26 protein-coding genes and 1 riboswitch are annotated in these 25,560 nt (G+C 66.0%); of the genes, 18 read left to right on the top strand and 8 right to left on the bottom strand.

What is annotated here, in order from left to right; translation table 11 throughout:
* The first annotated feature begins 27 nt into the window (after positions 1 to 27).
* The 5 genes from E9229_RS05240 to E9229_RS05220 all read left to right on the top strand — a co-directional run bounded on the left by E9229_RS05240 (position 28) and on the right by E9229_RS05220 (position 6,352).
* Positions 28 to 684: a DnaJ family domain-containing protein gene (locus tag E9229_RS05240; protein WP_183510217.1), complete on the top strand. Its 657-nt coding sequence runs from the start codon at positions 28 to 30 to the stop codon at positions 682 to 684.
* Positions 685 to 926: 242 nt separating this feature from the next.
* The gene (locus tag E9229_RS05235; protein WP_183510216.1) at positions 927 to 1,643 is read left to right on the top strand and encodes a hypothetical protein; all 717 of its coding nucleotides are present in this window, start codon (positions 927 to 929) and stop codon (positions 1,641 to 1,643) included.
* A 47-nt stretch (positions 1,644 to 1,690) separates the two neighbouring features.
* Positions 1,691 to 3,658, top strand: coding sequence for a sensor histidine kinase (locus E9229_RS05230; RefSeq protein ID WP_183510215.1), 1,968 nt, complete (start codon positions 1,691 to 1,693; stop codon positions 3,656 to 3,658).
* On the top strand, positions 3,655 to 4,317 hold the full coding sequence (locus E9229_RS05225) for a response regulator transcription factor (RefSeq protein ID WP_183510214.1): 663 nt from the start codon (positions 3,655 to 3,657) through the stop codon (positions 4,315 to 4,317). The genes E9229_RS05230 and E9229_RS05225 overlap by 4 nt, the downstream gene beginning before the upstream one ends.
* Positions 4,318 to 4,681: 364 nt before the next feature.
* The gene (locus E9229_RS05220; protein ID WP_221184381.1) at positions 4,682 to 6,352 is read left to right on the top strand and encodes a S53 family peptidase; all 1,671 of its coding nucleotides are present in this window, start codon (positions 4,682 to 4,684) and stop codon (positions 6,350 to 6,352) included.
* A gap of 12 nt (positions 6,353 to 6,364) precedes the next feature.
* Here E9229_RS05220 and E9229_RS05215 read toward each other — a convergent pair whose 3' ends face one another.
* Entirely contained in the window at positions 6,365 to 7,300 is a 936-nt protein-coding gene (locus E9229_RS05215; RefSeq protein WP_183510213.1) for a formylglycine-generating enzyme family protein, read from the bottom strand.
* Between the two features lie 167 nt (positions 7,301 to 7,467).
* On the opposite strand from E9229_RS05215, the gene E9229_RS05210 reads away from it, so the two are divergent.
* From E9229_RS05210 to E9229_RS05185, 6 genes are read left to right on the top strand one after another with little or no spacing between them, the layout of a single operon-like run.
* Positions 7,468 to 8,415, top strand: a complete 948-nt coding sequence (locus E9229_RS05210; protein ID WP_183510212.1) for an ABC transporter ATP-binding protein — start codon at positions 7,468 to 7,470, stop codon at positions 8,413 to 8,415.
* Position 8,416: 1 nt separating this feature from the next.
* Positions 8,417 to 9,289 (top strand): ABC transporter permease subunit, encoded by an 873-nt coding sequence (locus E9229_RS05205; protein ID WP_183510210.1) that lies wholly within the window; start codon positions 8,417 to 8,419, stop codon positions 9,287 to 9,289.
* 34 nt (positions 9,290 to 9,323) lie between these two features.
* Entirely contained in the window at positions 9,324 to 10,637 is a 1,314-nt protein-coding gene (locus E9229_RS05200; RefSeq protein ID WP_183510209.1) for a sensor histidine kinase, read from the top strand.
* Entirely contained in the window at positions 10,627 to 11,367 is a 741-nt protein-coding gene (locus E9229_RS05195; RefSeq protein WP_183510208.1) for a response regulator, read from the top strand. Before E9229_RS05200 ends, E9229_RS05195 begins: the two co-directional genes overlap by 11 nt.
* A 9-nt stretch (positions 11,368 to 11,376) precedes the next feature.
* On the top strand, positions 11,377 to 11,541 hold the full coding sequence (locus E9229_RS05190) for a hypothetical protein (protein ID WP_183510207.1): 165 nt from the start codon (positions 11,377 to 11,379) through the stop codon (positions 11,539 to 11,541).
* Positions 11,542 to 11,588: 47 nt separating this feature from the next.
* Positions 11,589 to 12,875, top strand: a complete 1,287-nt coding sequence (locus E9229_RS05185; RefSeq protein WP_183510206.1) for a M18 family aminopeptidase — start codon at positions 11,589 to 11,591, stop codon at positions 12,873 to 12,875.
* A 12-nt stretch (positions 12,876 to 12,887) separates the two neighbouring features.
* On the opposite strand, the gene E9229_RS05180 is transcribed toward E9229_RS05185, so the two are convergent.
* Both E9229_RS05180 and E9229_RS05175 read right to left on the bottom strand, forming a co-directional pair.
* Complete coding sequence (locus E9229_RS05180; RefSeq protein ID WP_246380364.1) at positions 12,888 to 13,586, bottom strand: potassium channel family protein; 699 nt, start codon at positions 13,584 to 13,586, stop codon at positions 12,888 to 12,890.
* The gene (locus E9229_RS05175; protein WP_183510204.1) at positions 13,579 to 14,943 is read right to left on the bottom strand and encodes a TrkH family potassium uptake protein; all 1,365 of its coding nucleotides are present in this window, start codon (positions 14,941 to 14,943) and stop codon (positions 13,579 to 13,581) included. The genes E9229_RS05180 and E9229_RS05175 overlap by 8 nt, the downstream gene beginning before the upstream one ends.
* 294 nt (positions 14,944 to 15,237) lie before the next feature.
* Here E9229_RS05175 and rpsF point away from each other — a divergent pair, with 294 nt between their 5' ends.
* The 5 genes from rpsF (at position 15,238) to E9229_RS05150 (ending at position 17,796) form a co-directional block, all read left to right on the top strand.
* Positions 15,238 to 15,543 carry a 30S ribosomal protein S6 gene (gene rpsF / locus E9229_RS05170; RefSeq protein WP_183510203.1) on the top strand — a complete coding sequence of 102 codons (306 nt, stop codon included), beginning with the start codon at positions 15,238 to 15,240 and terminating at the stop codon, positions 15,541 to 15,543.
* Positions 15,544 to 15,586: 43 nt separating this feature from the next.
* The gene (locus tag E9229_RS05165) at positions 15,587 to 16,177 is read left to right on the top strand and encodes a single-stranded DNA-binding protein (RefSeq protein ID WP_183510202.1); all 591 of its coding nucleotides are present in this window, start codon (positions 15,587 to 15,589) and stop codon (positions 16,175 to 16,177) included.
* Between the two features lie 62 nt (positions 16,178 to 16,239).
* Entirely contained in the window at positions 16,240 to 16,479 is a 240-nt protein-coding gene (gene rpsR / locus E9229_RS05160) for a 30S ribosomal protein S18 (protein ID WP_071894491.1), read from the top strand.
* A gap of 15 nt (positions 16,480 to 16,494) precedes the next feature.
* The gene (rplI, locus tag E9229_RS05155; protein ID WP_183510201.1) at positions 16,495 to 16,947 is read left to right on the top strand and encodes a 50S ribosomal protein L9; all 453 of its coding nucleotides are present in this window, start codon (positions 16,495 to 16,497) and stop codon (positions 16,945 to 16,947) included.
* Positions 16,948 to 17,111: 164 nt separating this feature from the next.
* Positions 17,112 to 17,223: riboswitch (SAM riboswitch) on the top strand.
* A gap of 63 nt (positions 17,224 to 17,286) precedes the next feature.
* Positions 17,287 to 17,796, top strand: a complete 510-nt coding sequence (locus tag E9229_RS05150) for a flavin reductase family protein (RefSeq protein ID WP_183510200.1) — start codon at positions 17,287 to 17,289, stop codon at positions 17,794 to 17,796.
* Positions 17,797 to 18,674: 878 nt separating this feature from the next.
* On the opposite strand, the gene E9229_RS05145 is transcribed toward E9229_RS05150, so the two are convergent.
* Positions 18,675 to 19,097 carry a DUF1801 domain-containing protein gene (locus E9229_RS05145; protein WP_183510199.1) on the bottom strand — a complete coding sequence of 141 codons (423 nt, stop codon included), beginning with the start codon at positions 19,095 to 19,097 and terminating at the stop codon, positions 18,675 to 18,677.
* 508 nt (positions 19,098 to 19,605) lie between these two features.
* Here E9229_RS05145 and dnaB point away from each other — a divergent pair.
* Positions 19,606 to 20,979 (top strand): replicative DNA helicase, encoded by a 1,374-nt coding sequence (gene dnaB / locus E9229_RS05140; RefSeq protein WP_183510198.1) that lies wholly within the window; start codon positions 19,606 to 19,608, stop codon positions 20,977 to 20,979.
* 97 nt (positions 20,980 to 21,076) lie between these two features.
* Positions 21,077 to 22,471 carry an MFS transporter gene (locus E9229_RS05135; RefSeq protein WP_183510196.1) on the top strand — a complete coding sequence of 465 codons (1,395 nt, stop codon included), beginning with the start codon at positions 21,077 to 21,079 and terminating at the stop codon, positions 22,469 to 22,471.
* Between the two features lie 111 nt (positions 22,472 to 22,582).
* Here the strand turns inward: E9229_RS05135 and E9229_RS05130 are convergent, their stop codons facing one another.
* From E9229_RS05130 to E9229_RS05115, 4 genes are read right to left on the bottom strand one after another with little or no spacing between them, the layout of a single operon-like run.
* The gene (locus E9229_RS05130; protein ID WP_183510195.1) at positions 22,583 to 22,930 is read right to left on the bottom strand and encodes a GNAT family N-acetyltransferase; all 348 of its coding nucleotides are present in this window, start codon (positions 22,928 to 22,930) and stop codon (positions 22,583 to 22,585) included.
* Positions 22,927 to 23,337: a ribonuclease E inhibitor RraB gene (locus E9229_RS05125; protein WP_183510194.1), complete on the bottom strand. Its 411-nt coding sequence runs from the start codon at positions 23,335 to 23,337 to the stop codon at positions 22,927 to 22,929. Before E9229_RS05125 ends, E9229_RS05130 begins: the two co-directional genes overlap by 4 nt.
* A gap of 12 nt (positions 23,338 to 23,349) precedes the next feature.
* Positions 23,350 to 24,348, bottom strand: a complete 999-nt coding sequence (locus E9229_RS05120; protein ID WP_183510193.1) for a pirin family protein — start codon at positions 24,346 to 24,348, stop codon at positions 23,350 to 23,352.
* Between the two features lie 56 nt (positions 24,349 to 24,404).
* Entirely contained in the window at positions 24,405 to 25,514 is a 1,110-nt protein-coding gene (locus E9229_RS05115; protein ID WP_183510192.1) for a tellurite resistance/C4-dicarboxylate transporter family protein, read from the bottom strand.
* Positions 25,515 to 25,560: the final 46 nt, after the last annotated feature.

The following is a 25,560-nucleotide window of genomic DNA, read 5'->3' as shown; positions in this document are numbered from 1 at the left end:
CTCGGTCGACGGAAGGCAGGCGGCACCATGGGACGACATAGCGATCCAGCACGGGCTAGGGACCATGCATTGGAAGCGGCGCGCTACCGCGACTCCCGGCAGGAAGCGGCCGATCCGGTGCCGGTGGACGAATACGCGCAGTCCACCGGCCGCCGCTTCGGGGAACCCGAGGCCGACGCAGACACCGCCCCGACGCGCTTCCACGAAACGGACGAGGTCTGGGAAGTGGCTAATTCGGCCATTGACGCGGCGATGGCTCGCGGGGACTTCGACAACTTGGCCTATGCCGGTAAACCGATCCCCGGACTCGGTACCAACTCCGATCCCGACTGGTGGATCAAGGGGATGCTGCAACGCGAACAGGTCAGCGGAATCGGTCCGCCGGCGCTGATGTTGCGCAAGGAGGACGCCGAGCTGGACGAGCTGCTCGATGCCGAGGGGTCCGAGGCGCGGGTCCGCGAGATCCTCACCGACTTCAATTCCCGCATCATCGAGGCCCGCCGCCAGCTGGCCGGGGGACCGCCGGTGATCACCAGGCTGCGCGGCATCGATGCGGAAATCACGGCCTGGCGGGACCGTCGCACGGAGCGCAGTGCGGTGGCGGCACCCGATCCGGCGGCCGCCGCGCCAACCCCGGCACGGCGCGGCTGGCTTGCCCGGCTGTTCGGCCCGCGGGGTCATTGACCGGCCCGGTTTCACCGCCGTGGGACCTCTGGGCGTTGGCAGCGTAGGCACGAACCCGTACATCGCTGGGACGCCACGGATCGATTCCATTCGAGTAGGCGGGCATCATGCGGTGCCGGAGTGCGCACTTTCTTCCCGGGTCCGAGGGACGCCTGCCCCTGCCGGGCGGGACACCTCCGCGCCCACACTGGGGTTCCACGGGCCCGGAATCATCCGGGCCAGCGAGAACAGGAGACGAACCGATGATCCCCGAAAGCAGTCCCGCGCCCTCCATCATCCGCCCGCAGGCGGATTGGTCTGCCCTGCGCTTCTTCACCAAGAGGGGAACCGCTACCGCCCTGATCATAGGCGGGGTCCTGAATTTGCTGGCCTCGGTGCTGATCCAGTTCTGGCTCGATGCCGCGGGTGGAGAGCGGAGCGTGGCCCTCGTCGAGAACCCTGGCTTGGGCCTGGTGGCCACGTCGTTGAACCTGCTGGCGATTCCCCTGATGCTGCTGGGTTTCGGGGGCCTGCTGCGGTTGGCCAGCCGCCGGGCCCCGGTGCTTTCCCGCGTCGCTTGGGGTGCGAGCATCGTGGGGCTGGGGGCCTTCTTCGTGATGACCGCCTCGGTGCTGGTGCTGTACTCGGTGGCCGCCGAGTCATCGCCGGAGATCCCTGCCCCGGTCTTGGCGGCCATCAACGGGCAGTCCGGCTCATGGGTGTTCCTGGGCGTATTCGCGTTGTTCATGATCGTGAACCCACTGGGAATCATCCTCAGCGCCGTCGCCTTCCTCCGCTCGCGCATCATTCCGCTGTGGGCCACGCTGTCCCTGCTGGCGTTCCTGATCGCCGACTTCGTGTTGCCGCCGCTGCCCTTCATCGACTGGCACGTCCTGTTCCTGGCCTTTGCCGGTGGAACTGCGTGGGCGGTGTTGAAAACCGGGGAGGAATGCTGGGCGGATGCCGGGGAGCTGGGCTAGGGTCATCAGACCGGGGCACTGGAAGCTGAAGGGGCGGAGGGCTGGCGATGATGTCCGGACTCCTGAAGGTGTTGGCCGGGCTGCTGTCCGCATGCGCAGTGGCGGCCGGGATCCTCTCCTTGTCCGAGGGCACCTGGCAGCAGACGGGCGTGGAAACAGCGATCGCGCTTTTCGGCGCCCCGTTGGGGCTGCTGCTGGTCTCCCATGCCCAGGGCAACCGGGTGGGCTGGCTGATGCTGGCCAGCGGCTTCTTCGCCGGGGTCTTCCTGGTGTCAGGAATGCTTACCGGCCTCGGGGTGGCCCGTCCCGAACCGGCTGGTTGGGCACCGTGGAGCGCGTGGGTCAACGGCTGGTCATGGGCGCCGTTCACGATGTTGGGGCTCGGCCTGCTACCCCAGGTCTTCCCCGATGGCCGCCCGCTGCCTGGCCGGTTCTGGTCCTGGTGGTGGCGCGGTTCGCTGGGCGCCACGGTGTTGCTCACTGCGTTGTTGATGGCCGGCCCCCATTCCCCTGCTTATCCGCAGCTTCCCAATCCCTGGTGGGCCCGGGCCATGCCATGGCCAGCCCTCGAATACTTCGATGCGCCGCTGGCCCTCTTGCTGGCCATGGTCAGCCTCGGCTCGGTGGCGAGCATCGTGGCCCGCTGGCATGGCGCAGATACCGGGTTGAGGCGGAAGCTCGGGGTGGTTTCGCTGGCTGGGATCCTGCTGCTGGCAGCGGGCGCCGCTGGCCCCTGGTGGGTGGCGCCGCTGGCTGCGACCGGATACCTCGCCGCGATCCTGTGGGCGGTCTTGCAGCGTTCGCTCTTCGACATTCCGGTCCTGGTTACCCGAGCCATCGTGGGCCTTGTCCTGTTCGGTCTGCTCTGGGCCGCCTATGTGCTTTCGGTGGTCGGGGTCGGGGTCCTGTTCGGGGCCGCTGACGGGCAAGTGGCGGCTGCCTTCGTGGCCGCGCTGGTCGTAGCGAGCGTGTTCGATCCGTTGCGCCGGGGGATCGGGCACCGCGTGGAACGGGTTTTTGCCCTAGGCCGACCCGAACACCGACGTCTGGGCGCCGGACTTTCAGCGGCTGCCGCCGGGGCGGGTGACGGAAGCCGCGCCTTGGAAGTGGTGGGCCGGCTTCTGGCCGAAGCCCTCCACTCCCCGGGCCTGGCCATCGTGCCAGAGGGCGCCACGGGACCGGCCCCGGCGAGCTCGACGGTTGCCGTCGAGCTGTACTGGCGAGGCATGCCGATTGCGCGGCTGCAGTTACCGCCGCGTCGCGGGGCAGCTGCAGTGCATCCGGCGGATCTGCGGCTCATTGGACATTTGGAACCGGTGCTTGCGTTGATCACCCACGAGGCCATGCTGACAGCCGACCTGCACCGATCGCGCCGCGAGGTGCTGACCGCCCGGGAGGAGGAGCGGCGGAGGTTGCGCAGGGACCTGCATGACGGGCTGGGCCCCTTGATTGCCGGGGTGACGTTGTCGGTGGCCGCGGCCCAAAAGACTGCCGATACCCGTCCGGCCCGTGCCGCAGAACTGCTCGCCGGGGCCTCGGTCGACCTGAGCAGGGCGGTGGCCGATATCAGGAGCCTAGTCCAGGGGCTGCGGCCACCAGCCCTAGATGACCTGGGGCTGGTGGCCGCGATTTCCCGGCTGCACCCCGCGACCGGGCTGGAAGTGAGTGTGGCCGAGACCGGGGAACCACGGCCGCTGCCGGCTGCGACCGAGGTCGCTGCCTACCGGATTGCCCAGGAGGCCCTGACTAATGTGATCAAGCATGCCGGTGCACGCACTGCCGGCGTGACACTTGAATACCGCGCAGCGGAGCTGGTGGTACACATCGAGGACGACGGGATCGGGCCGCGGGGAGGCGTCGTCGCCCACTCCGGGCTCGGCCTGGATTCTATGTGTGAACGGGCCACTGAACTTGGTGGGAGCTGGGAGCTGGTGGCGGTGCCCACGGGCGGTACCCGGGTCACCGTGGTGCTTCCGGCGGCCCCGGCCGCTCCCGAACCCTGGGTGGTCCGATGAGCGCTGCACCGGTGATCAAGGTGGCGATGGTGGAGGACCACCCGACGTTCAGGAAGGGCCTGTCGGCGATCCTGGATGCCGCGGGTTTCTTGCTCGTGGCCGAGGCGGCCACCGCCGCTCAGGCGCTGGAGCTGATTCCGGGATCCGGAGCAGATGTGGTGCTGGTGGACCTTCAGCTGCCAGACGGCAACGGTGCCGAGCTGACTGCTCGCCTATTGGACATCGACCCCGGGTTGCGGATCTGCATCTTGACGATGTTCGACGATGACCAGTGGGTGATGACGGCCTTGCGCTCCGGTGCCATCGGCTACCTGTTGAAGGGGGCCGACGCTGATACGGTAGAGCGCGCTGTACGTTCGGTGGCCCACGGGGAGGCTTTGTTTTCCGCGGAAATCACTGGTCGATTAAGGGCCTTTTACGTCGGTGCCGCCGCCTTGAAGCCGTTGGCCTTCCCCGGGCTGACGCCGCGTGAACGCCTCGTGCTCGGTGACATGGCCCGGGGCCGGGACAATGCGGAGATAGCCCGGGCCCAGGGCTTGAGTGAAAAGACGGTACGTAACGTTGTATCGCTCATCTTCACGAAACTCCAAGTCAATTCGCGGTCCAAGGCGATTGCCAGAGCGCGTGACGCCGGGCTGGGGGAGGGGGCCCTGAGCTGAATCCAAAAACCTGGCCGCCGTGGGCCACCTGGCCTGATGGTCCACGGGGCCAACGCCGTGCAGGCCGGCGGGGTTGATGGGCTGCACGGCCTTGTCCTTGTTTGCCGCGCCGCTGGGTTACAGCCTCCTACAGACGCTCTTGGGCCCGGATGCCCCGGTCCATCCACCGGCCACCAAGCACCGCGGAACCGCCCCGCTGGAACAAACACCGCCCGGTGCCACCGGTGGGGACTCCGAGAAGGGCGGGGTGCAGCCCACCGCTGTCCGACGTTGCGCCGGGCAAGGGAAACCAGTGGTTGGGAGCAAAGCATTGTTGGTGCACGGAAACGGTCGTAGCATCGGCCGTAGGGAGAAGGTGTTTTCCATGCCCATCGATGAATCAGGCACGAACCGGAACAACCAAACGCCGGCGGACCCGCACCACGGGCGCCATGCCGGGGAACGTACCGGCCCGGAACTGGTGCCGCTGCCCGGCAGCCACCGGGAACCGGCCCCGCGGGCACTGCGGCTTCCCGATGCCCGCCAGTCGGAGCTGTACGGGCAGGAAATCACTGTCACCGTGGTGCTGCGCCGCGCCGAACCGGTGCCTGGAGACGCACTTTCGGCTGCCTTCGCCGGGGTCGGCGGACGGACGGAGCATGGGGCATCGACTGCCGACATCGAGCTGGCCACCTCCACGCTGACGGCGCTGGGCGCCGTGGTCAGTGAAACCGATGCTGCCTCCCGCCGGCTGCGTGTGTCGGGCACGGTTGAACTGCTGTGCACCATCTTCGGGACGCAGCTGGAGCGGGTCTCCAGCCTCGGGCCCGATCACACAACCACCACCCATCGCCACCGTACCGGCGGGCTGAGCGTGCCGGCGGAACTGGACTCGGTCATCACAGCGGTGCTTGGCCTGGATGACCGGCCATCGGCCCGCGCCCCCTTTTACGTAGCCCACGCCGGCGCTGAAAACACCAGCTACACGCCCCTGGAGCTGGGCGCCATCTACGGCTTCCCTGCGGCTGAAGGGGGGAAGGGCCAAGGCCTTGCCATCATCGAACTGGGCGGGGGATTCGAACAGGCGGACCTGGATGCCTATTTCACGTCGCTGGGCATCACCGGCCCCGTGGTCACGGCCGTCGGAATCGACGGAGCGGTGAACGTGCCCGGCGGTGACCCGCAGGGCGCAGATGGCGAGGTGCTGCTGGACATCGAGGTGGCCGGGTCGCTGGCACCAGCCGCAGCCATGGCCGTCTATTTCGCCCCGAATACCGATGCCGGATTCCTCGACGCCATCGCGGCGGCCACCCATGCCTCACCGCCCCCGGCGGCCATGAGCATCAGCTGGGGACAGAGCGAGGACCAATGGACCGAGCAGGCCCGCACCGCGATGGACGATGCCTTCATTGACGCCGCCATGCTGGGGATCACCGTCACCGTGGCCGCGGGGGATAACGGAAGCGCCGATGCTGAACAGGACGGGCGCAACCACGTCGACTTCCCCGCATCCAGTCCCCACGTGTTGGCGTGCGGGGGAACCCGGCTCGAGGCGGATCCGGCCACCGGCGTGGTATCGAGCGAAACCGTCTGGAACGACTCTGCCAGCTCGGCCACCGGCGGCGGGGTCAGTGACGTGTTCGCGCTGCCCGCCTGGCAACAACACGTCCTCGTGAAGGCGGGTTCCACCGCACCGGCGCTGCCGCGGGGGCGCGGCGTGCCCGACGTGGCAGCGGTTGCGGACCCGCAGACCGGTTACCGGGTGCGGGTGGACGGCGCCGACCTGGTCTTCGGCGGCACCAGCGCCGTCGCGCCCTTGTGGGCAGCCCTGGTGGTGCTGCTCTGCGGGGAGAGGGCCAGCGGGTTCGGACTGTTGCAGCCGGTGCTCTATCCGAATGCGCCGGATGCTCCCGCGGTGGGCTTGAGGGACATTACCGTCGGTGACAACGGCTCCTACAAGGCCGCGCCGGGATGGGATGCGTGCACGGGCCTGGGCGTGCCCGACGGCGTCGCCTTGCAACGGCTGCTGGCCCCGGGAACCGCCGCCGCTTCCTGAGCCCTGGCGGGACTACGCCGCCACGGTGCGGAAGCCGCAGTTTCCGGAGGATGAGTCCGGCGTGTTCGAGCTGCGGGCGGCCACCCGGTAGCGGTTGCAGTACGAGTCGTGGCAGAGGTATGAACCGCCGCGCATGACCCGGCCGGTGCCAAACGGTGGGCCTGGAGGGTTGTCGGGACCGGAACGGGCGTAGTAGCGGGGCAGGAACCAATCCCCGCACCATTCCCACACATTCCCGGCCATTTCGTAGAGCCCGTAGCCGTTGGCGGCGAAGCTGCGCACCGGTGCGGTACCCAGGAACCCGTCGGCCGTCGTATTGATGGTGGGGAAGGTGCCCTGCCAGATGTTTGCCCGGTGTTCGCCGCCTGGGCCCAGCAGCTCATCGCCCCAGGCGTAACGGGCGGATTCCAGCCCGCCGCGGGCAGCGTATTCCCACTGGGCCTCGGTCGGCAGCAGGCGCCCGGACCAGGCGCAATACGCCAGCGCATCGTTGTGGGAAACGTGGACCACCGGGTGATCGGGCAGTTCGGCGGCGGCGGAATTGGCCCCGAAGGGGTGGGCCCAGTCGGCACCCCTGACGGTGATCCACCATCCGGCGCCGGGGACCGGGCCGAGCACGTCCCTGGCCGGGGCGTTCACCAGCAGGTGGAAAACGGCCGAGGAACCATAGACCTGCGCCTCGGTCCGGTATCCGGTGGCATCGATGAACCGGGCGAACTGGGTGTTGGTGACCGCCGTGGCATCGATGGAGAAGGCGTCCAGCCCCACCCGGTGTACCGGTAGTTCGCCGTCCGAGGCATATCCCTCATTGAACGCGTCGCCCATCAGGAAGGAACCGGGGCCGATGAGCACCTGTTCGTGGTGGGCGCCGGAGCCGGGGAGGACTGGGGGGACAGCGCCGGAGGGGGCACCCGAAGGCCCACGGGCGGGGGTGCAACAAGCTGCCACTTTCCTACTATCCTGAGTCTGCGGGTTCCTGTGCCAATTCTACCCAACCCGGAGCCGCGTGGCCCCCCGGGGAGGTGGCCCCTCCTCCGGAAGGGGGACGGGCCGGAGGCGCGAAATCATCCCTGCGGGCGGCGTCGAAAGCGGCCCGGATCTGTAGCGTTGAACTCATGATCGAAGCACAGGAACTGGCCAAGAACTATGGCCGCAAGCGCGCGGTGGATTCCGTCTCCTTCACCGTCCAACCCGGTCGCGTGACCGGGTTCCTCGGCCCCAACGGCGCCGGGAAATCCACCACGATGCGCATGATCGTGGGCCTCGACCGTCCCAGCGCCGGAAGGGTCACCGTCAATGGGCGCCCCTTCGCCCGGCATGCGGCACCGCTGCGCGAGGTCGGCGCACTGCTCGATGCCAAGTCGGTGCACAAGTCACGCAGCGCCCGCTCGCACCTGCGCGCACTGGCAGCCACCCACTCGATCCCGCTGAAGCGGGTCGACGAGGTCATCGAACTGACCGGCCTGGGTGCCGTGGCCAGGAAGCGTGTGGGCGGGTTCTCGCTCGGCATGGGCCAGCGCCTGGGCATTGCCGCAGCGCTGTTGGGTGATCCGCAGACGCTGATCCTCGACGAACCGGTCAACGGGTTGGATCCCGAGGGCGTGCTCTGGGTACGAAACCTGGCCCGCAGCCAGGCGGCGCAGGGCAAGACGGTCTTCCTCTCCTCGCACCTGATGAGCGAAATGTCGCTGACGGCGGACCACCTGATTGTGATCGGCCGCGGCCGGATCATCGCCGATGCCCCGATCGAGGCGATCCTCAACGGGCAGGGCACCTCCGGGGCACTGGTGCGCACCGATTCGGCAGTCGAGCTGATGAACGCGCTCGCCGCCGACCACGTCCAGATCACCCGCGTCGATGAGTTCACGCTGCAGGTGGCCGGCGTCGATTCGCGCACCATCGCGGCCCGCGCTCTCGATGCGCGGATCCTGGTCTACGGACTGACACCCACCCAGCAGTCATTGGAACAGGCCTACATGGACCTGACCAAGGACGAAGTGGAATACCACTCGAGCCTGCAGGCTCCCGCGGCACAGGGCGCCATGCCCGGAAAGCAGATCTGAGATGAGTGCGATGACCCCCGTTTCACGCAAGGATGCGCGGCACGCAACACCGTCGGCGGGTACCGCAGGGGTTTCCCTGGCCGGCGTGCTGCATGGCGAATGGATCAAGCTCACCTCGCTGCGCTCGACCCTGATCCTGATCCTGTCCTCGGTGGTGGTGATCGTCGGCATCGCGATGCTGGTCGCCGTCGGCGTGGGCATGACCCAGGACATGGTGTCCGGGAATCCGGAAATGGCCGCCCAGATGGGTGGTTCGGCCGGAATGGAGGAGATGGTCGGATCCATCGCCGGGGCCGGGGTCAGCATGGCCACGCTGGTCATGGGTGCACTGGCGGTCATGATGATCAGCTCCGAGTTCGCCACCGGTTCGGCCCGATCAACGTTCACCGCGGTACCCCGGCGCCAGCCGGTGTTCTGGACCAAGGCCCTGCTGATCATGGCCGTCTCCTTCGTGGTGTCGGTCGTGGCGACGCTGCTCGCCTACCTGGCGATCGGACCGATCCTGTCCGGCGCCGGGATGGAGCAGTCGCTGGCCAACCCGGTCTTCGTGCGCTCGCTCTGGATCGGCGCCCTGGGCGTCTCGATGGTGGCATCCATCGGGTTCTCGCTGGGTTCGCTGCTGCGCAACTCGGCCGGCGGCATCATGTCGATGGTGGGTATCGTCTTCGTGGTGCCCTCGATTGCCATGGCCATCCCGCTGTATTGGGTCAACAAGTTGGGCAACTACCTGCCCACGAGCGCCATCTCGAACCTGACCACCCCGGCCATGATGGGTAACGGCATGGAGACCTGGCAGGCGGCGACCGCCGTGGCGGGCTGGGCGATCATTCCGCTGGCCGTTGCCGCGCTGGTGCTGCAGCGCCGCGACATCTGAGCCGACACCATCGAAGCGCACTAAGCTCAAGGTCATGAACAAGATCCGGACGCAGGAGGCATCGGAAGTCCCCGGCGCCTCCTTCGCCGAGCTCTCCGAATCACGGATCGGTCCCTACCGGCGGTTCCTGCGCCGGCACCCGCTGCTGCTGGACCTGGGCGTAGTGGCCGGCTTCCTGCTGGCCAGCAGCTTCGAACTGGTGGCGGCCGCCGAGCGCGGGGCCTGGTCGGCGGTGGTGCTGATCGGCTTGCTCGGCGCCGCGCTGTTCCTGCGTCGGCGCTTCCCGCTGAGCGTGCTGGTCGCCGTTTTCGTGATCGACGCCGTGGCCACCGTCTTCGACCCGGCCTATTCCGGGAACAACATCGGGCTGTGGATAGCGCTCTACACGGCGGCGACCAAGTATGCCGCCCGGCGCATGTTCATCATGACGGTGCTGATCTCGGCGGTGCAGACCCTGGTCTTCGCCGTATTCGTCTTCCCCACGCTGCTCGCCGACAGCGCCGCGGAACTGCGCTCGATCACCGAGTTCGGCGGCAGAAACGTCGTCTTCCTGATCGCCGTCGGGCTGACCATGCTGATGAACATCGTGGCGGTGGGCATCGGCGCGGCGATCCGCAACAACAGGCTGCACGATGCCGAGCTGGCGAACTGGGCCGCCCGTGCGCAGATGCTGGCCCAGGCCGGGGAGCGCAACCGCATCGCGCGGGAAATGCACGATGTGGTGGCGCATTCGCTCTCGGTGATGATCGCCCTGTCCGATGGCGCTGCGGTGGTCATCAAGCGCGATCCGGAGCGCGCCGGCCAGGTGCTGCGCGAGCTCTCCTCCACCGGTCGCGGCGCGCTGGCCGACATGCGCCGGGTCATTGGGGTGTTGCGCGCCGGTGATGCCGGCCTGCGGTCCCCGCAGCCCGCTGCCGGGTCGCTGCAGGACATGCTCGAGGGATTCCGCGTCGCCGGGCTCCCGCTCACCTTCACCCAGACCGGTCCGCAGCTGCCGGAGGACACCACGTTCCAGCTGACCGTCTACCGGATCGTGCAGGAATCGCTCACCAACGTGCTGCGCTACTCCCGTTCCGCGACCCGGGTCGGCGTCGAGATCGAGGTCGACGACGGCACTGCCCGGCTGCGCATCACCGATAACGGGGCCCAGGCCGGAACCCGCAATGAAACCATCGGCTCGGGCCAGGGAGTGCGCGGCATGGCCGAACGGGCCGCGCTTTTCGGCGGCTCGCTCTACGCAGGCCCGGGCCCGCACGGCGGCTGGATCGTCCACGCGATCCTGCCGTTCCCCGAACATTCACCCGGCACCACCCCCGCACCACCTAACGAAGGCAGCCATGAAGTCTGAGGACCGGGGCATCGCGCCCGAACTACCGAGCAGCGACGGCACCATCGGGGTGCTGTTGGTCGATGACCAGCCCCTGCTGCGCATGGGCTTCCGGCTGATCCTGGAGGGTGAATCCGACCTTCGCATCCTCGGCGAAGCCTCAGACGGGGCCGAAGCCGTTCGCCTGGCCGGGGAACTGAAGCCCGACGTGGTGCTGATGGACGTGCGCATGCCCGTCATGGACGGCATCGAGGCCACCGGCCTGATCGTCGATTCCGGATCCGCCGCCCGGATCATCATCCTGACCACCTTCGACCTGGACGAATACGCGTTCTCCGCGCTGCGCGCCGGTGCCTCGGCGTTCCTGCTCAAGGACGTCGCACCCGAGGAACTGGTCAATGCCGTCCGGCTGGTGGCCAGCGGCGATGCCGTGGTCGCCCCGCGCGTCACGGCCCGGCTGCTGGAAACGTATGTGCGCAAAGGCGCAGACGGCAGCGCGGGACACGTGGCGCCGCCGAAACGCGATCCCCTGCTCGAGGACCTCACCCCGCGCGAACTCGAGGTGCTCGGAACCATCTCCGAGGGCCTGTCCAACGCCGAAATCGCGCACCGCTTCTTCCTCTCCGAGGCAACAGTGAAAACCCACGTGCGCCGGATCCTGACCAAGCTGCACCTGCGCGACCGGGTCCAAGCCGTCGTCTACGCCTACGAGACGGGGCTGGTCATCCCCAGCCAGGGCCTGGACTACTAGGGAGCACCCGTGAACATTGAATTCCTGCGCAGCCCCTGGTTCCTGGCGGCCGTGGTACTCCTGGTCGGCGGGGCCTATGCGGTGACCGTCCTGGCTTGGGGCATCGCCGGTTGGGCTAGCATCGTGCTGGGACTGGTTGCCATGGTCATCGCGGTGCGACGCCAACGGCTCTAGTCCCGGTTCCGGTCCACCCACCCAGCAGCACCAAGGGGAAAACACATATGGCCCAGCCAGCAGCAGCTGCACTTGGACACGTCAACGACCTGGCGGCCTTTGTCGCCGAGTCTCCCTCCAGCTTCCACGCGGCGGCCGAGGCCGCCCGCCGGCTGGATGCGGCGGGATTCACCGGGCTCGACGAATCGGCGCCCTGGCCCCGGGAATGCGGCAACTACTACGTGGTGCGCGACGGTGCGATCATCGCCTGGTGCCGGCCGGAATCCGCCACCGCCACCACGGGTTTCCACGTGCTGGGCTCGCACACCGATTCGCCTTCCTTCAAGCTCAAGCCCAAGCCGACCACCGGCGCGCATGGCTGGCTGCAGGCCGGCGTCGAGGTTTACGGCGGCCCGCTGCTGAATTCCTGGCTGGACCGCGAGCTGCTGCTCGCGGGCAGGCTGGCACTGCTCGACGGCACTACGGTGCTGACCCGCACGGCCCCGCTGCTGCGCTTCCCGCAACTGGCCATCCATCTGGACCGAGGCGTCAACGAGGGGTTGGCGCTGGACAAGCAGACGCACATGAACCCGGTCTGGGGCATCGGAGATCCGGGGCAGGCGGACCTGCTCGGCGTGCTGGCGGCCGAGGCAGGGACGGATCCGGAGGCCATCGGCGGCTACGACGTGGTCATCGCAGATGCCCAGCCGGGTGTCGTCTTCGGCGCCGACGGCGAGTTCTTCGCCTGCGGCCGATTGGACAACCTCTCCTCGATGCACGCCTCGCTGACGGCGCTGATCGACCACGCCGGAACCGGTGCCGGAGAGCACATCGCCATGCTGGCGGCCTTCGACCACGAGGAAATTGGTTCGGCCTCGCGCTCCGGGGCTTGCGGCCCGTTCCTGGCCGAGGTGCTCGAACGCATCGGAGCCGGGCTCGACGCGGGCACCGAGGATCGGGCACGCGCCTACGCGGATTCCTTCTGCCTGTCGGCGGATGCCGGGCATTCGGTGCATCCGAACTATCCGGGACGCCACGACCCGGCCAACCGCCCGCTGCTGGGGGCCGGCCCACTGCTGAAGATCAATGCGAACCAACGCTACGCCACCGACGGGGTGGGTGCCGCGTTCTTCGCCGGCCTCTGTGCCACGGCCGCGGTGCCCTACCAGGAGTTCGTCTCCAACAACCAGATGCCGTGCGGTTCGACAATCGGACCGCTGACGGCCACCCGGCTGGGCATCAGGACCGCCGACATCGGCATCGCCCTGCTTTCCATGCATTCGGCCCGCGAGCTGTGTGGCGTCGAGGACCCGCTACGCCTGGCGAAGGTGGCAGCGGCCTTCTACGCCGCTTGAGCGGAGCGCCCGCTACAGCAATGTAGCGAACCGCTCGGCGGCTGCAGTGGCACCGGCGACGATAATCTCATCGTCCGCGTTCAGCACAGTCTGCGGCGTGGTGTAGTCCCACTCGCCGCTGCGGCGCTTGACCGCGACAACCGTGATGTGGTGCCGCGACCGGATCCCGGTGGCGCCCAGCGGTTGGCCCAGGGCCTCACGTGGCGGCCGCGTCTTGACCATCGCGAATCCGTCCTCGAATTCGACGTAGTCCAGCATCGCCCCGCGGACCAGGTGGGCCACCCTGCGCCCCATGTCCTGCTCGGGGCTGATCACGTGCTCGACGCCGAGCTGTTCGAGGATCTGCCCATGTGCCTCGGAGACTGCCTTGGCCCAGATGGTCGGGCGTTTGAAACGCAGCAGCAGCGAGGTGGTCAGGATGCTGGCCTCCAGGTCGCTGCCGATGCCCACGACGGCTCGGTCGAACTCGTGCACCGAAAGCTGGCGCAGCACCTCCTCGCGAGTGGAATCGGCCCGCACCACGTGGGTGAGTCGGCCGTTATACGACTGCACGATGTCCTCGTCGAGGTCGATGCCCAGCACCTCGGTGCCGGCAGCGACCAACTCCAGCGCCAGGGCACCGCCGAAGCGGCCGAGGCCGAGCACCACCACCGAGTCTGCCTCGGTGATGCGTTCAATGGATTTGGGTGAAAACAGCGGATGCCTAGCCAATGAGTGGCCTCTCTTTCGGGAATTCATAGAGCAGTTGACGTGAACGCAGGGCCAGTGCGGAAGCCAGCGTGACCGGCCCCAACCGCCCGACAAACATCAGCAGGACCAACAGCAGCTGGCCGGCTGGAGGCAGTGCGGCGGTGATTCCGGTGGAGAGCCCCACCGTCGCAAAGGCAGAGATGGTCTCGAAGAGCAGGGCATCGAAGCTGAAATCGGTGATCAGCATCAGCGTCATCGTCGAACCCACGACCAATGCGACGGCCAGCAACACGATGGTGATCGCCTGGCGGTGTACCGACCGGGAGAGGCGCTTACCAAAGACATTGACAGCGGTACCGCCCCGGATCTCGGTGAGCAGGATGAAGAACAGCACGGCGAACGTGGTGATCTTCAATCCGCCCGCGGTTCCAGCTGGCCCGCCGCCGATGAACATCAGAATGTCCATGCCGAGCCAGGTAGCCGGGTCCATCTGACTCAGATCGACGGAGTTGAAGCCAGCGGTGCGGGTCATCACCGACTGGAAGAACCCGGCCAGCAGCTTGTCAGCCGATGACAGCCGGCCTAGCGTCCCGGGGTTGTCCCACTCCAGCGCCGTGATGAATGCTGTCCCCGTGGTGAGCAGGATCGCGGTACCGGAGAGCACCAGCTTGGTGTTCATCGTCCAGTGCAGCGGCTTGCGGTATTGGCGGTGCAGTTCGAAGAGCACCGGGAAGCCCAGTCCGCCGACGATGATGGCGGCGGCAATGGGCAGGCAGATCCACGGATCTCCGACAAAACCCATCAGATTGTCGCTGAAGAGCGCGAAGCCGGCGTTGTTGAAGGCGGACACCGAGTGGAAGACCCCCTGCCAGAGGGCATGCCAGGGTGAGGATCCATAGCCGAAGCCGAAACGAAGCGCCAGCAGCGCTGCAACGATGAGTTCAACCACGATGGTGGTCTTCAGTACCCCGAGCAACACGGAGCGGACGTCACCGAAACCGCGGCTCTTGGTCTCCGTGGCCGCAGAGATTCGGGACTTCAGCCCCAGCCGGCGGGCCATCAGCACGGCCAGCAGCGAGGCGAAGGACATGATGCCGAATCCACCCAGCTGGATCATCAACAGGATTGCTACCTGGCCGAACGGCGTCCAGTAGGTGGCCGTGTCGACGACCGCCAGCCCGGTGACGCACACCGCAGAGGTCGCGGTGAAAAGCGCTGACAGGAAATCGGCGCCCCCGGGTCCCACCTTGGAAATCGGCAGCATCAGCAGCGTCGTCCCGAGCAAGATCGCCGTACCGAAGCCCAGGGCTATGGCCTGGGCCGGGTGGCGAGGAAGAAGGGCTCTGCCTAGGGCCCGGGGGAGTGCTGCTGCGTGCATGATTCCCAGCGTAGGGCCTTGCCGCAGCACATGTTTCGTTTTCGTGCATTCGAGGGTGGTGCCGCGCGGCGTCATGCGGGCCGGCGGATCTCACAATAATCACCCGGGGTGGGTGCGGTGGGTGTGATTCTGCACGCGATCGGGCCCCGACGGTCCCGGGCGGACCCGGAATCCGTTAGGATGAACAAGGCTGTTTCTGTCGTGCCCACATCCGGGCGTGCCGGGACAGCCATCGCAAAGAACCTCCTGTTGCGGAACTACCGCGACCGTTTAGCCCAAAGGAGGTGGGTTCACATGCGCGCATATGAATTGATGGTGCTCCTCGACCCCGAGGTCGACGAACGCACCGTTGAACCGACCATCGGCAAGTTCCTGGACGTTGTCCGTAACGATGGTGGAACCATCGAAAACGTTGACATCTGGGGCCGTCGCCGCCTGGCCTACGACATTCAGAAGAAGTCGGAAGCCATCTACGTAGTGGTTAACTTCACCGCTACCCCCGCTACTTCCGCGGAACTTGATCGCCAGCTGAGCCTCAATGAGACCATCCTGCGCACCAAGATCACCCGTCCGGAAGAGCAGAAGGTCGTCGCAGAGTAATCTGCGTCGTTCCCTTGTAAGAACAGAACAGTAGGAGGCTTCCATGGCAGGCGAGACCGTCATTACGGTTATCGGTAATCTCACCGGTGACCCAGAACTACGTTTCACCCCGTCCGGGTCGGCAGTGGCGAACTTCACCATTGCTTCGACCCCGCGGACCTTCGACCGCCAGTCCAATGAGTGGAAGGACGGCGACACGCTGTTCCTCCGTGCATCGGTGTGGCGCGAGGCTGCCGAAAACGTCGCTGAGACGTTGACCAAGGGCATGCGAGTCGTTGCCCAGGGTCGCCTCAAGTCGCGTTCATACGAAACAAAAGAAGGCGAAAAGCGTACCGTTACCGAGCTAGAGGTCGATGAAATCGGCCCGTCGCTGCGGTACGCATCTGCCAAGGTCACCCGCACCCAGCGCTCCGGCGGTGGCGGCGGAGGCTTCGGCGGCGGAAATGCCGGCGGCAACGCTGGCGGGTTCGGTGGCGGCAACGCCGGCGGCAACCCTGGTTTCGGTGGCGGCAACGCCGGCGGATCCGGCGGTGGCAACTGGAATGCGCCTGCAGCCGATCCCTGGGGTGCTCCTGCCGGAGGAAACAACGGCGGATGGGGCAGCAACCCCGGTTCCGACGAACCGCCCTTCTAACCAAAATATTCACCATCCCGCAGAGTTCCTCTGCGGGCTCCACAAGATAAAGGAGCTCCACGATGGCTAAGGCTGAACTCCGTAAGCCCAAACCAAAGTCCAACCCCTTGAAGGCCGCTGACGTTACCGTCATCGACTACAAGGACGTAGCATTGCTGCGCAAGTTCATCTCTGACCGCGGAAAGATCCGTGCCCGTCGCGTCACCGGTGTCTCCGTTCAGGAACAGCGCAAGATTGCACAGGCCATCAAGAACGCGCGTGAGGTTGCTCTGCTTCCTTACTCCGGCGCTGGCCGCGGCTAAGGGAAGGTAAACAACATGGCAAAGCTCATTCTGACCCACGAAGTCACCGGCCTTGGTGCCGCAGGCGACATCGTCGAGGTGAAGAACGGTTACTCACGTAACTTCCTTCTGCCGCGCGGTTTCGCAATCACCTGGAGCAAGGGTGGTGAGAAGCAGGTGGAGTCGATCAAGGCAGCACGTGCAGCTCAGGCCGTTGCTTCCCTGGAAGATGCTCAGGCACTTGCTGCTTCGCTGTCCTCCAAGTCGGTTAAGATCGCCGTCAAGGCCGGCGCAACCGGCCGCCTCTTCGGCACTGTAAAGACCGAAGACATCGCGAAGGCATTCGAGGCCGCTGGCCTCGGAAACGTCGACAAGCGCAAGGTCGAGATCAACGACCACATCAAGTCGATCGGCAGCTACACCGCTACCGTTCGCCTGCACGAGAACGTCGCTGCGACCCTCAACCTGCAGATCGTCGCCGCCAAGTAGTATTTGGGCACGATGGCCCCGACCGCTTGCGGCCGAGACCGGTGAGACCCCGCATTTTTGCGGGGTCTCGCTTTTTTAACGGGAAGCCAGCAGATCGAAGCGTGAGGACACAATGCGCCACAGCCTTTGACTGATGTGGGCCGGCTCTCCTACCGTGGGTAGTGAATCAAGAGCGTCAACGAACAGCCCTGGCTTGTTGGCCGGCAACCCTCTCACGGTAGTGGGGTGCTCCAGGTGAGGATTCGGCCCCCGGAAAACCGGCGGCAAGTACCGCACGCCGTAAGGGGTGGCCATGTTCGGCACCCTCCATCCGGTGGGCCGACTGACAAGGAAACGCCCATGTCCCTGAACCGGGAACTCGACCAGGAATCCCTGCGACACGCCTTCTCCCAGCACCCCTCGGGCGTTGCCGCGCTCTGCGCCATCATCGATGGAGAACCGCAAGGCATCATCGCCTCGACCTTTACCGTCGGCGTCTCCATGGATCCACCGCTGGTGATGTTCGCGGTGCAGAATACGTCCAAGACCTGGCCGGTCGTGCGTCAGGCTGGCCGTATCGGGGTCTCGATCCTGGGTGCGGGACACGACCTGGCATGCCGCCAGATCGCCTCCAAGGCCGGGGACCGCTTTGCCGACCTGCGTCTGGACTCGACGGACGAAGGCTCCCTGTTCCTGCAGGACGCCAGCCTGTGGCTGGACTGCTCGGTGGAGCAGGAGGTCCCGGCCGGTGACCACCAGGTGGTGCTGCTGCGGGTGCATGGATTCTCCACGCTGGAGGAGGCCAACGACCCACTGGTCTTCCACGGCTCGGCGTTCCGCCGTTTGGAAGCGCAGGCCCTGGCCTCCTAGCGGCGGCTAACGCCCTTCCCCGCGTCCATCGACCGCTCGGCCCTCCGCAATCCTCTGACCAAGCATGAGCTGGGCACCTTGGACTGAACGGCCCCCTGTGGCGTGTGCCATGGTCATCAAGGATTCTTCTGGAGTAGCGTGACGGAAACTTCAGTTCGTGTCACGGGGGCAGATGCATGCCGTCAGAAGCGAGAGGGGGGGCGATGGAGCGTCATCGATGCGATCCCGTTCCCCGGGGCCGTCGTGGGCCGTAGTTTTTGCGGCAGGCAGCGGTTTCTTGCTTGCCAGATGCAACGCCGGGTCTCCGCCGCAGGCCAGCGCGACAGATTCCACGCAGTCCGCCGTGCCGATCTCCACGCCGGACCCGGCATCTGGCGTCTCGCCAGGGATCGGGACGCCGAAGGGTGGCCGGGAATCTTTGAAGAGGCCTGAAGGATCAGGGGAAACGGCACTTGGCGACGCTCCTGGAGAGGTGATCGGAGTGGAGTTCATTCGAGTTGGCCGCATCTGGAATGCCACGTTGCAGCGTGAAGGTGGCCCTGGGCATGAATTAGTTGGGAGAGCGGCGGCGCGAAGGTGCTGTCGGGCCCTTAACCGGACCGGTTGCTGGCCACACCATAGGCGGTGCCATCGTGCGGACGTCGACTATGCCCAGACGGCCACGACCGCGAATGCGTTTGTCCAGCGGGTAGCGGCCTTGAGCTGGGAGTCGGTTCAACGCCCGGCACTCCGGCTGGGAGGCTCAGGTTAATGAAGGCAAGAAAGGCAGCGAGGACTACGTTGGCGCCATCTCTGCAGCGGCCAGGCGCAACATGACTGACACCCAAGGCGCGTGTCGGGCGTTCATCCTCTGGGGAACTACGAGACGAGACGTCCCCTTACGTGGAGCCATGCTCCTTTTTCATGTGTTGATATCCGTGTTCCATCAGCTTGCGTAGGGCGTCAATATCGACATCGGCGAGTTTGTTCACGTACAGGCAGGAGGCCCCGCGTCGGCTCTTGCCCAGTTTCTCGAGCAGCTCGGGCGCCCGTGGCGCATTGGTCAGACCGTAGAGCGAGAGGCTCGAGGCCCGCGGGGAAAAACCGATCATCGCGGCGTCGCCCTCATGCCCGCTGTCATAGCGATAGTGGTAGCTATCGGACCCGATGATGCTCGGGCCCCACATGGTTCCCGGATGCCCGGTCACCGATTCCATCATTTCCATGAGGACGAGGGCGTCTGCCCGGCGTTGCGGGTGGGCGACCCCGGCAATGAATTCATGGGGGTCCACGGGCGTGGGAAGCGTCTTGGTGGTGGGCATGCAGGGAAGTATCCTAGCGTCCGAGTTGGCTCGGCAAGGCCGGCGGGGCACGCTAAAGCGGCTCGCGTCGGGCGTGTCTGTGGATAAGTTGTGGGTAAGCGTGGAAAGAGTGTAATTAATCTGACAGAAAAGCTGGATTCTCGACGGTTCTCGGATAAAGAGCGTGGCATGACGGTCGGGGAAAGTATTTCTTACCCACAGCCTAAAATACATACAACACCTAGTCAGAAGACTTTATTCGATAAAAAAAGTTGGTAATCCACAGGGTTCTCCCCAGGCTGTACACACGACACGCCGCCTCACGCACAGGTTATGCACACCCCCTGTGCATAACTCTGTTGGGATTGCCAGAAAAGGGGTCTATGGTGGCAACGTTCCCTACCTATTTCCACAGGGCTCTGCCGGTGGCGCAGGCTGTGGGGAAACCGCCCCAGCTGTCGGATGAACCTGAGACACTTGAAGGACATTGCGGAGTTCAGGGAACCCGCGAAGCTTGAAGGGAAGTACCGTGTCGCTAACGCACACAGATTCTGCATCCGAGTCCAGGGAAATCGAATATGGACGCACGCCCCCGCAGGATCTCGTCGCCGAACAGAGCGTCTTGGGCGGCATGATGCTGTCCAAGGATGCCATCGCCGACTGTGTCGAGGTGCTCCGCGGGCCCGACTTCTACCGTCCGGCACACGAGGCCATTTACGAAGCAATCATCGACCTCTATGGTCGCGGCGAGCCAGCCGATGCGGTCACGGTGTCCGACCTGCTGACCAAGCGCGGTGAAATCACCCGCATCGGCGGACCCGCCTACCTGCACACGCTGATCCAGTCGGTACCCACCGCGGCCAACGCAGGTTTCTATGCCGAAATCGTGCGCGAGCGCGCCGTACTGCGCCGCCTAGTGGAGGCCGGGACCAAGATTGTCCAGCTCGGCTATTCGCATGACGGCGAGGTTGATGACATCGTCAACGAGGCGCAGGCGGAGATCTACAAGGTCGCCGAGAAGCGCACCGCCGAGGATTATGTGCCGCTGCGCGACATCATCGAAGGTACCGTCGATGAGATCGAGTCGGCTGGCAGCAAGGGCACCGGCCTGACCGGCGTACCCACCGGATTCTATGAATTCGATGAACTGACCCAGGGTCTGCACGGCGGGCAGATGATCGTCATTGCCGCGAGACCAGCCGTCGGCAAATCCACTTTCGCACTGGATTTTGCTCGGTCGGCGGCCATTAAGAACAATATGACTACTGTCTTCTTCTCCCTGGAAATGGGACGTAACGAGATCGCGATGCGTCTGCTGTCCGCTGAGGCCAGCATCGGCCTGCAGGACCTGCGTAAGGGGACGATCAAGGACGAGCAGTGGGGCAAGATCGCCACCACCATGGGCCGGTTGAATGACGCCCCGTTTTTCATCGACGATTCCCCGAACATGTCGCTGATGGAAATCCGAGCCAAATGCCGCCGGCTGAAGCAGAAGCACGACCTCAAGCTCATCATCCTGGACTACCTCCAGCTGATGAGCTCCGGTAAGCGTGTGGAATCCCGACAGCAGGAAGTCTCTGAGTTCTCGCGTGCGCTGAAGCTGATGGCCAAGGAACTCGACGTTCCGGTCATCGCCCTCTCGCAGCTGAACCGTGGCTCCGAACAGCGGACCGACAAGAAACCAATGATCTCTGACCTGCGTGAATCCGGTTCCATCGAGCAGGACGCGGATATGGTCATCCTTCTGCACCGCGAGGACATCTACGACAAGGAATCGCCCCGTGCCGGCGAGGCCGACGTGATCGTCGCCAAACACCGTAACGGCCCGACCAAGACCATGGTGCTCGCCTTCCAGGGCCACTACTCGCGGTTCAACAACATGGCGCAGGACTCCGGAATGTAGCTTGTCGGAAACCTTCCCGGGGGCACCACCTTCACGGGTGGTGCCCCCGTTTGTTTCCGCTCCCCATAGCGACCCCACATGGGCATATGCTCAGTACATGACCTCTGCTTTTCCGCCGAATGCCGGCGTGTCCGACCGTGGGCTGTTGAGCCCCGCATACCTTTGGGCAACCATCGGCAGCTTTTCGCTGGTCTTCCTCGTCGGATTCGAATCCCTCGCCGTGACCACCGTGATGCCGGTGGTCAGTGAGCAGCTCAATGGCGCTTCGCTGTATGCGCTGGCCTTTGCCGGACCTCTGGCCAGCGGCGTGCTCGGCATGGTGATCGCCGGCGGCTGGTCCGACCGGAACGGGCCCGCCGGCCCGCTCTACGCCTCGGTCGCGGTGTTCATCGCCGGACTGCTGATCTGTGGGCTGGCCGGGAACATGGAGCTGCTGGTCGTGGGGCGGTTGGTGCAGGGATTGGGCGGCGGCGCGATTACCGTTGCCCTGTACGTGGTGGTCGCGCGGGTGTATCCGCCGATCATGCACCCTAAGATCTTTGCTGCCTTTGCCGCTGCATGGGTGGTGCCCTCGTTGGTCGGTCCGCTCGCCGCGGGTCTGGTCGCTGAGCACATCGGCTGGCGCTGGGTGTTCCTTGGTGTCGTGGGCCTGGTTCTCATTGCGATGATTGCCGTGGTTCCCTCGCTGCGCTCCATGGACTCGAGCCCCGCCGCCGAGGGAAAACCGTTTTCGTTCGCCTCGCTCGGCTGGGCCGGGCTCGCGGTGGTGGCTGTGTTGGGCATGAACCTGCTGGCAGAGGTGCCGGAGGTCGGGACCTACCTGATGGCAGTCTCCGTCGTCATCACCCTGGTTGCCGTGCGTCCCTTGCTTCCGAAAGGGACGTTGCGGGCCGTCCGTGGACTTCCGGCAACGATCCTGATCCGGTCGCTCGCGGCCGGCGCCTTCTTTGGGGCCGAGGTCTATGTGCCCTACATGCTCATGGACCACTACGGACTGAGCCCCTCCATCGCCGGGTTGGCCCTGACCGGTGGTGCACTGGCTTGGTCTTTGGCATCGGCGGTCCAGGGACGCATGGGCGAACGGCTGCCGCATGCCCGGGCAGTGGGGATCGGGTCCTGCCTGGCCACTGCCGCTATCGCCCTGGTGCTGGTGACGGTGGTGTTCCAGCTGCCGGCGCTGGTGGCCGTTGGCGCCTGGGTACTGGGTGGGGGCGGCATGGGCCTGGTCTACCCGCGGTTGAGCGTGCTGACGCTTGCCTACTCGACCACGGGCACGCAGGGGTTCAACTCCTCGGCGCTGGCCATTGCCGATTCGCTGGGTGCGGCGCTGTCGCTTGTAGCGGCGGGGCTGGTCTTCACCTCGTTCGCATCGATTGATTCCTTCGCAGCAGTCTTTGCCTTCACCTTGGTCATTTCCGTGGTCTTCCTCTCGCTGGGGCACCGCGTTGTCCCGGGGCACAAGGGACTTCCCAAGGTTGGTGCGGGCACATGAACGGACCAGCCGAACACGGCACGCATGGCACCGCACGGGGCCGGGACGCAGGAAGTGGGCGCCTGCCCGAGCGTCTCGAGGTGTGCCGCAGGAGTGAGCACGAAGGCGGTCTCACTCCTGCGGCAGCGCATCCAGGTGGTCGGGCCGTACCGGAATCACGTTCCCGTCGAATGCATCGTGCTTGGCCAGGTAGGCCTTGATATACGGGCAAACGGCAACGATCCGGGTGCCGGAGGCCACCGAGTCGGACAGCGCGAAGGCCGTCAGCCGGCCGGCCAGCCCCTGCCCGGAATAGGCGTCGTCGACCAGTGTCTGGAAGAAGATGCGTTCCACCCGTGCCGTTCCGTCAGCTGCCGTCTCGAAGAGCTCCCTGTAGTGGGCCGAGCCGATGACCGCATCGCCGTCGAGCAGGTCATAGCGCCTGCGTTCCTCGGCGTGGTGCATCCTGATGCCACTCATCTGCCTTCTCCTTCCTGGCCAAGGATCCTGCGCAGGAATCCCGGGCGTTCGCCGTTGTCGGCGAAGACAATCCTGGCACCGTAGCCGTCGTAGCTTCCGCCCGCTTCGGTGGCGATGGCGAAGACGGTACGCACCGAGTGTTCGGCAGTCCCGGCGTCCACCGCCTCCTCGCGGTAGGCGCGCATCGTGGACCCCCGCCCGCCACCATCCTCCGTGACCTCGACGTCCCATCCGGCGTGACGCAGCCGCGCCGTGGCTTCGGCGACGGCCTCCCGGGAGCCGAAGAGCACGAAGTGCTCCACCTCCCGGGGCACCTCGAGCTGATCGCCCTGGTCGAGGCGCGAGGCCAGCGAGCGTCGCATCCGCTTCAGCTGCTCCTTCAATTCCGCTGCCTTGTCGGCGTCCATTGCCGGTTCCGTTCAGTCGCGCGGCCGGAGGCGGACGCCGGGCAGTACCGGCGCGGGAAGGGGAGCGGCCGTGCCGGCGGGAAAATCACCGAACCGCGGGGCAAGCCCGGGATCGGCAGGAGCCTCGGCGCCGATCTCCGCCTGCCATTGGCTGCGGTAGGCGGCGACCTCCTCGTGGGTGCGGCCGACGAAGTTCCACCACATCAGGATCTTCTCGCCCAGTGGTTCGCCGCCGATCAGTAGTGCCCTGACAGCGCTCCCGCCGGCCCGCAGCCGCAGGACCCGGTGTCCCGGGGCCACATACAGGAGGTGGTCTACGGGGGAATCGGTTCCGTTGACCGCCAAGGACCCGGAATCGAGCAGGACCCCGTGTTCGTGGGTGGACTCGACGGCGATATCGACGCCCGCGCCCGGTTCGAGTAGGATCTCGGCTCCGATCAGCGGGGTGTGCGCGATGACCGGGGAGGAGGCGACCCCGGTATCAACTCCCACCGCCCCCAGAAAGACCCGCACTTCAGAGCCGGGCCCGCTGACGGGTTCAGGCCGATAGTGCTCGAAGCCCGGTGCGATGCTCCGGGCATGGTCCGGCAGCGCCACCCAGAGCTGAGCGCCGTGCAGCACAGTGGTTTCCGGAGTGGAGAACTCCGAGTGGCTGATGCCGCGACCGGCAGTCATCAGGTTCAGCTCGCCGGGGCGGACAATGGCGTGGAACCCGGCCGAATCACGGTGCTCGATGGCCCCGGTGAACAGCCAGGAGACGGTCTGCAGGCCGGTATGCGGGTGGCGGGGGACCGACATGCCCCCGGGCTCCCCGACCGGGTCCGGACCATAGTGGTCAAGGAAGCACCAGGCTCCGATGAGGCTGCGCCGCTTCTGCGGCAGGGTACGGCGCACCGTCATTGCCCGTGGTCCACCCAGCGGAACAAACCGCGGTTCCAACAGCTCGTCCCGTCCGGGGCCACCGCCCTTTTCACACGTGACTTCGTCGGGACGTTGATCCAGGTTGCTCATGCGGTCAGCATAGCCCCGGCGCCGACGGGCCGCGAGAGGCCAGTGGCGACCGGCGCTCAGGGGCGTTTGCCGGCCCGAGGCAGCATTCCCGCCCGGAGCCAGCTGATGTATTTTCCCACCATCAGGCTCGTTGCCGCGATCCATGCGGCTACTGCAACCCAGACCCCGGCCTTGCCGGTCCAGATCATTTCGGGGATCTGTTCGTTGGCACCGAAGAAGATGGTGGCCGCCGATAACATCCCCAGCGGGAAGACGATGGCCCACAAGCTCGTTTCGTAACGCAGTGGGTACCTGCGCACGGCATGGCGCCAGAAACCGAAAACAAGCAGCAGGGGAATCCACCACATGCCCACGGACCAGAGGACGTAGGAAGCGCCAGCCACGAACCCGTCGGTGCTGATTGAGGCGGCGAAATCTGCAGGCATGGCCAGCACCTTGGCCCCGGCGAGCACCGTGATCGCCGTGGCGCCCATGAAGATCCAGTAGGTTGGGCTCAGGTTCTCGGGCTTGTTCGGGCGGGTGAGCATCCGCAGCGTGACAAGTGTCGCGATGATCAGGTACAGCATGACCCCCACTCCCCACATGCCGGTCGCCACGGCGCCCACGAACTGGGTCTTGGTGGTCAGTGCCACCACTGCCAACGCAGTTGCCATCGACTGGGTGGCAACCACCCAGAGGAACCAGCTGCCGTTTGCATCATCGAGCACCGGGCGTTGCCGTTCGCGCAGGAGCAGGCTCGCCGGGATGGCATAGGTCAGGAACAGCCAGAAGATCCCCGCCAGGACGGCCAGCAGGCGTCCCGCAGCGGGGTACCCGGCCATGTCATAGTGCAGGCCCAGCACGTTGGCTGCTGCCACGATGGTGAAGTACCCGAACATGGTGCCCGGGTTCCACAGGTCGGCCATGAACCGGTCCGGATGCGAAATGGCCCGCCACACGAATCCGATAGTCAGCATCGCCCCGGCAGCCACGGCGATCCAGAACAACGTCCAGGCGGCAACCGCCTGCCCCCCCAGGTCCAGCCCGGTGGAGAGGATGCCGGTGGCCATGACGAAGGAAAATGCTGACGGGGGCAACCCGGCCACAGCTGCATCGATCCGGGAGTGGTGGCGGATGAGGTAGTCGGCCAGCGGCTTGAGCCGGACCGAACGGGGGGACTGGGGCACGTCGGCTCCTTCGGGGCGATGGCTTCCAGATTAACGCACCGTGGCG

The organism is Paeniglutamicibacter cryotolerans (assembly GCF_014190875.1).
GTDB classification, from domain to species: Bacteria; Actinomycetota; Actinomycetes; order Actinomycetales; family Micrococcaceae; genus Paeniglutamicibacter; species Paeniglutamicibacter cryotolerans.
This window is presented reverse-complemented; position numbering and strand designations above follow the sequence as displayed.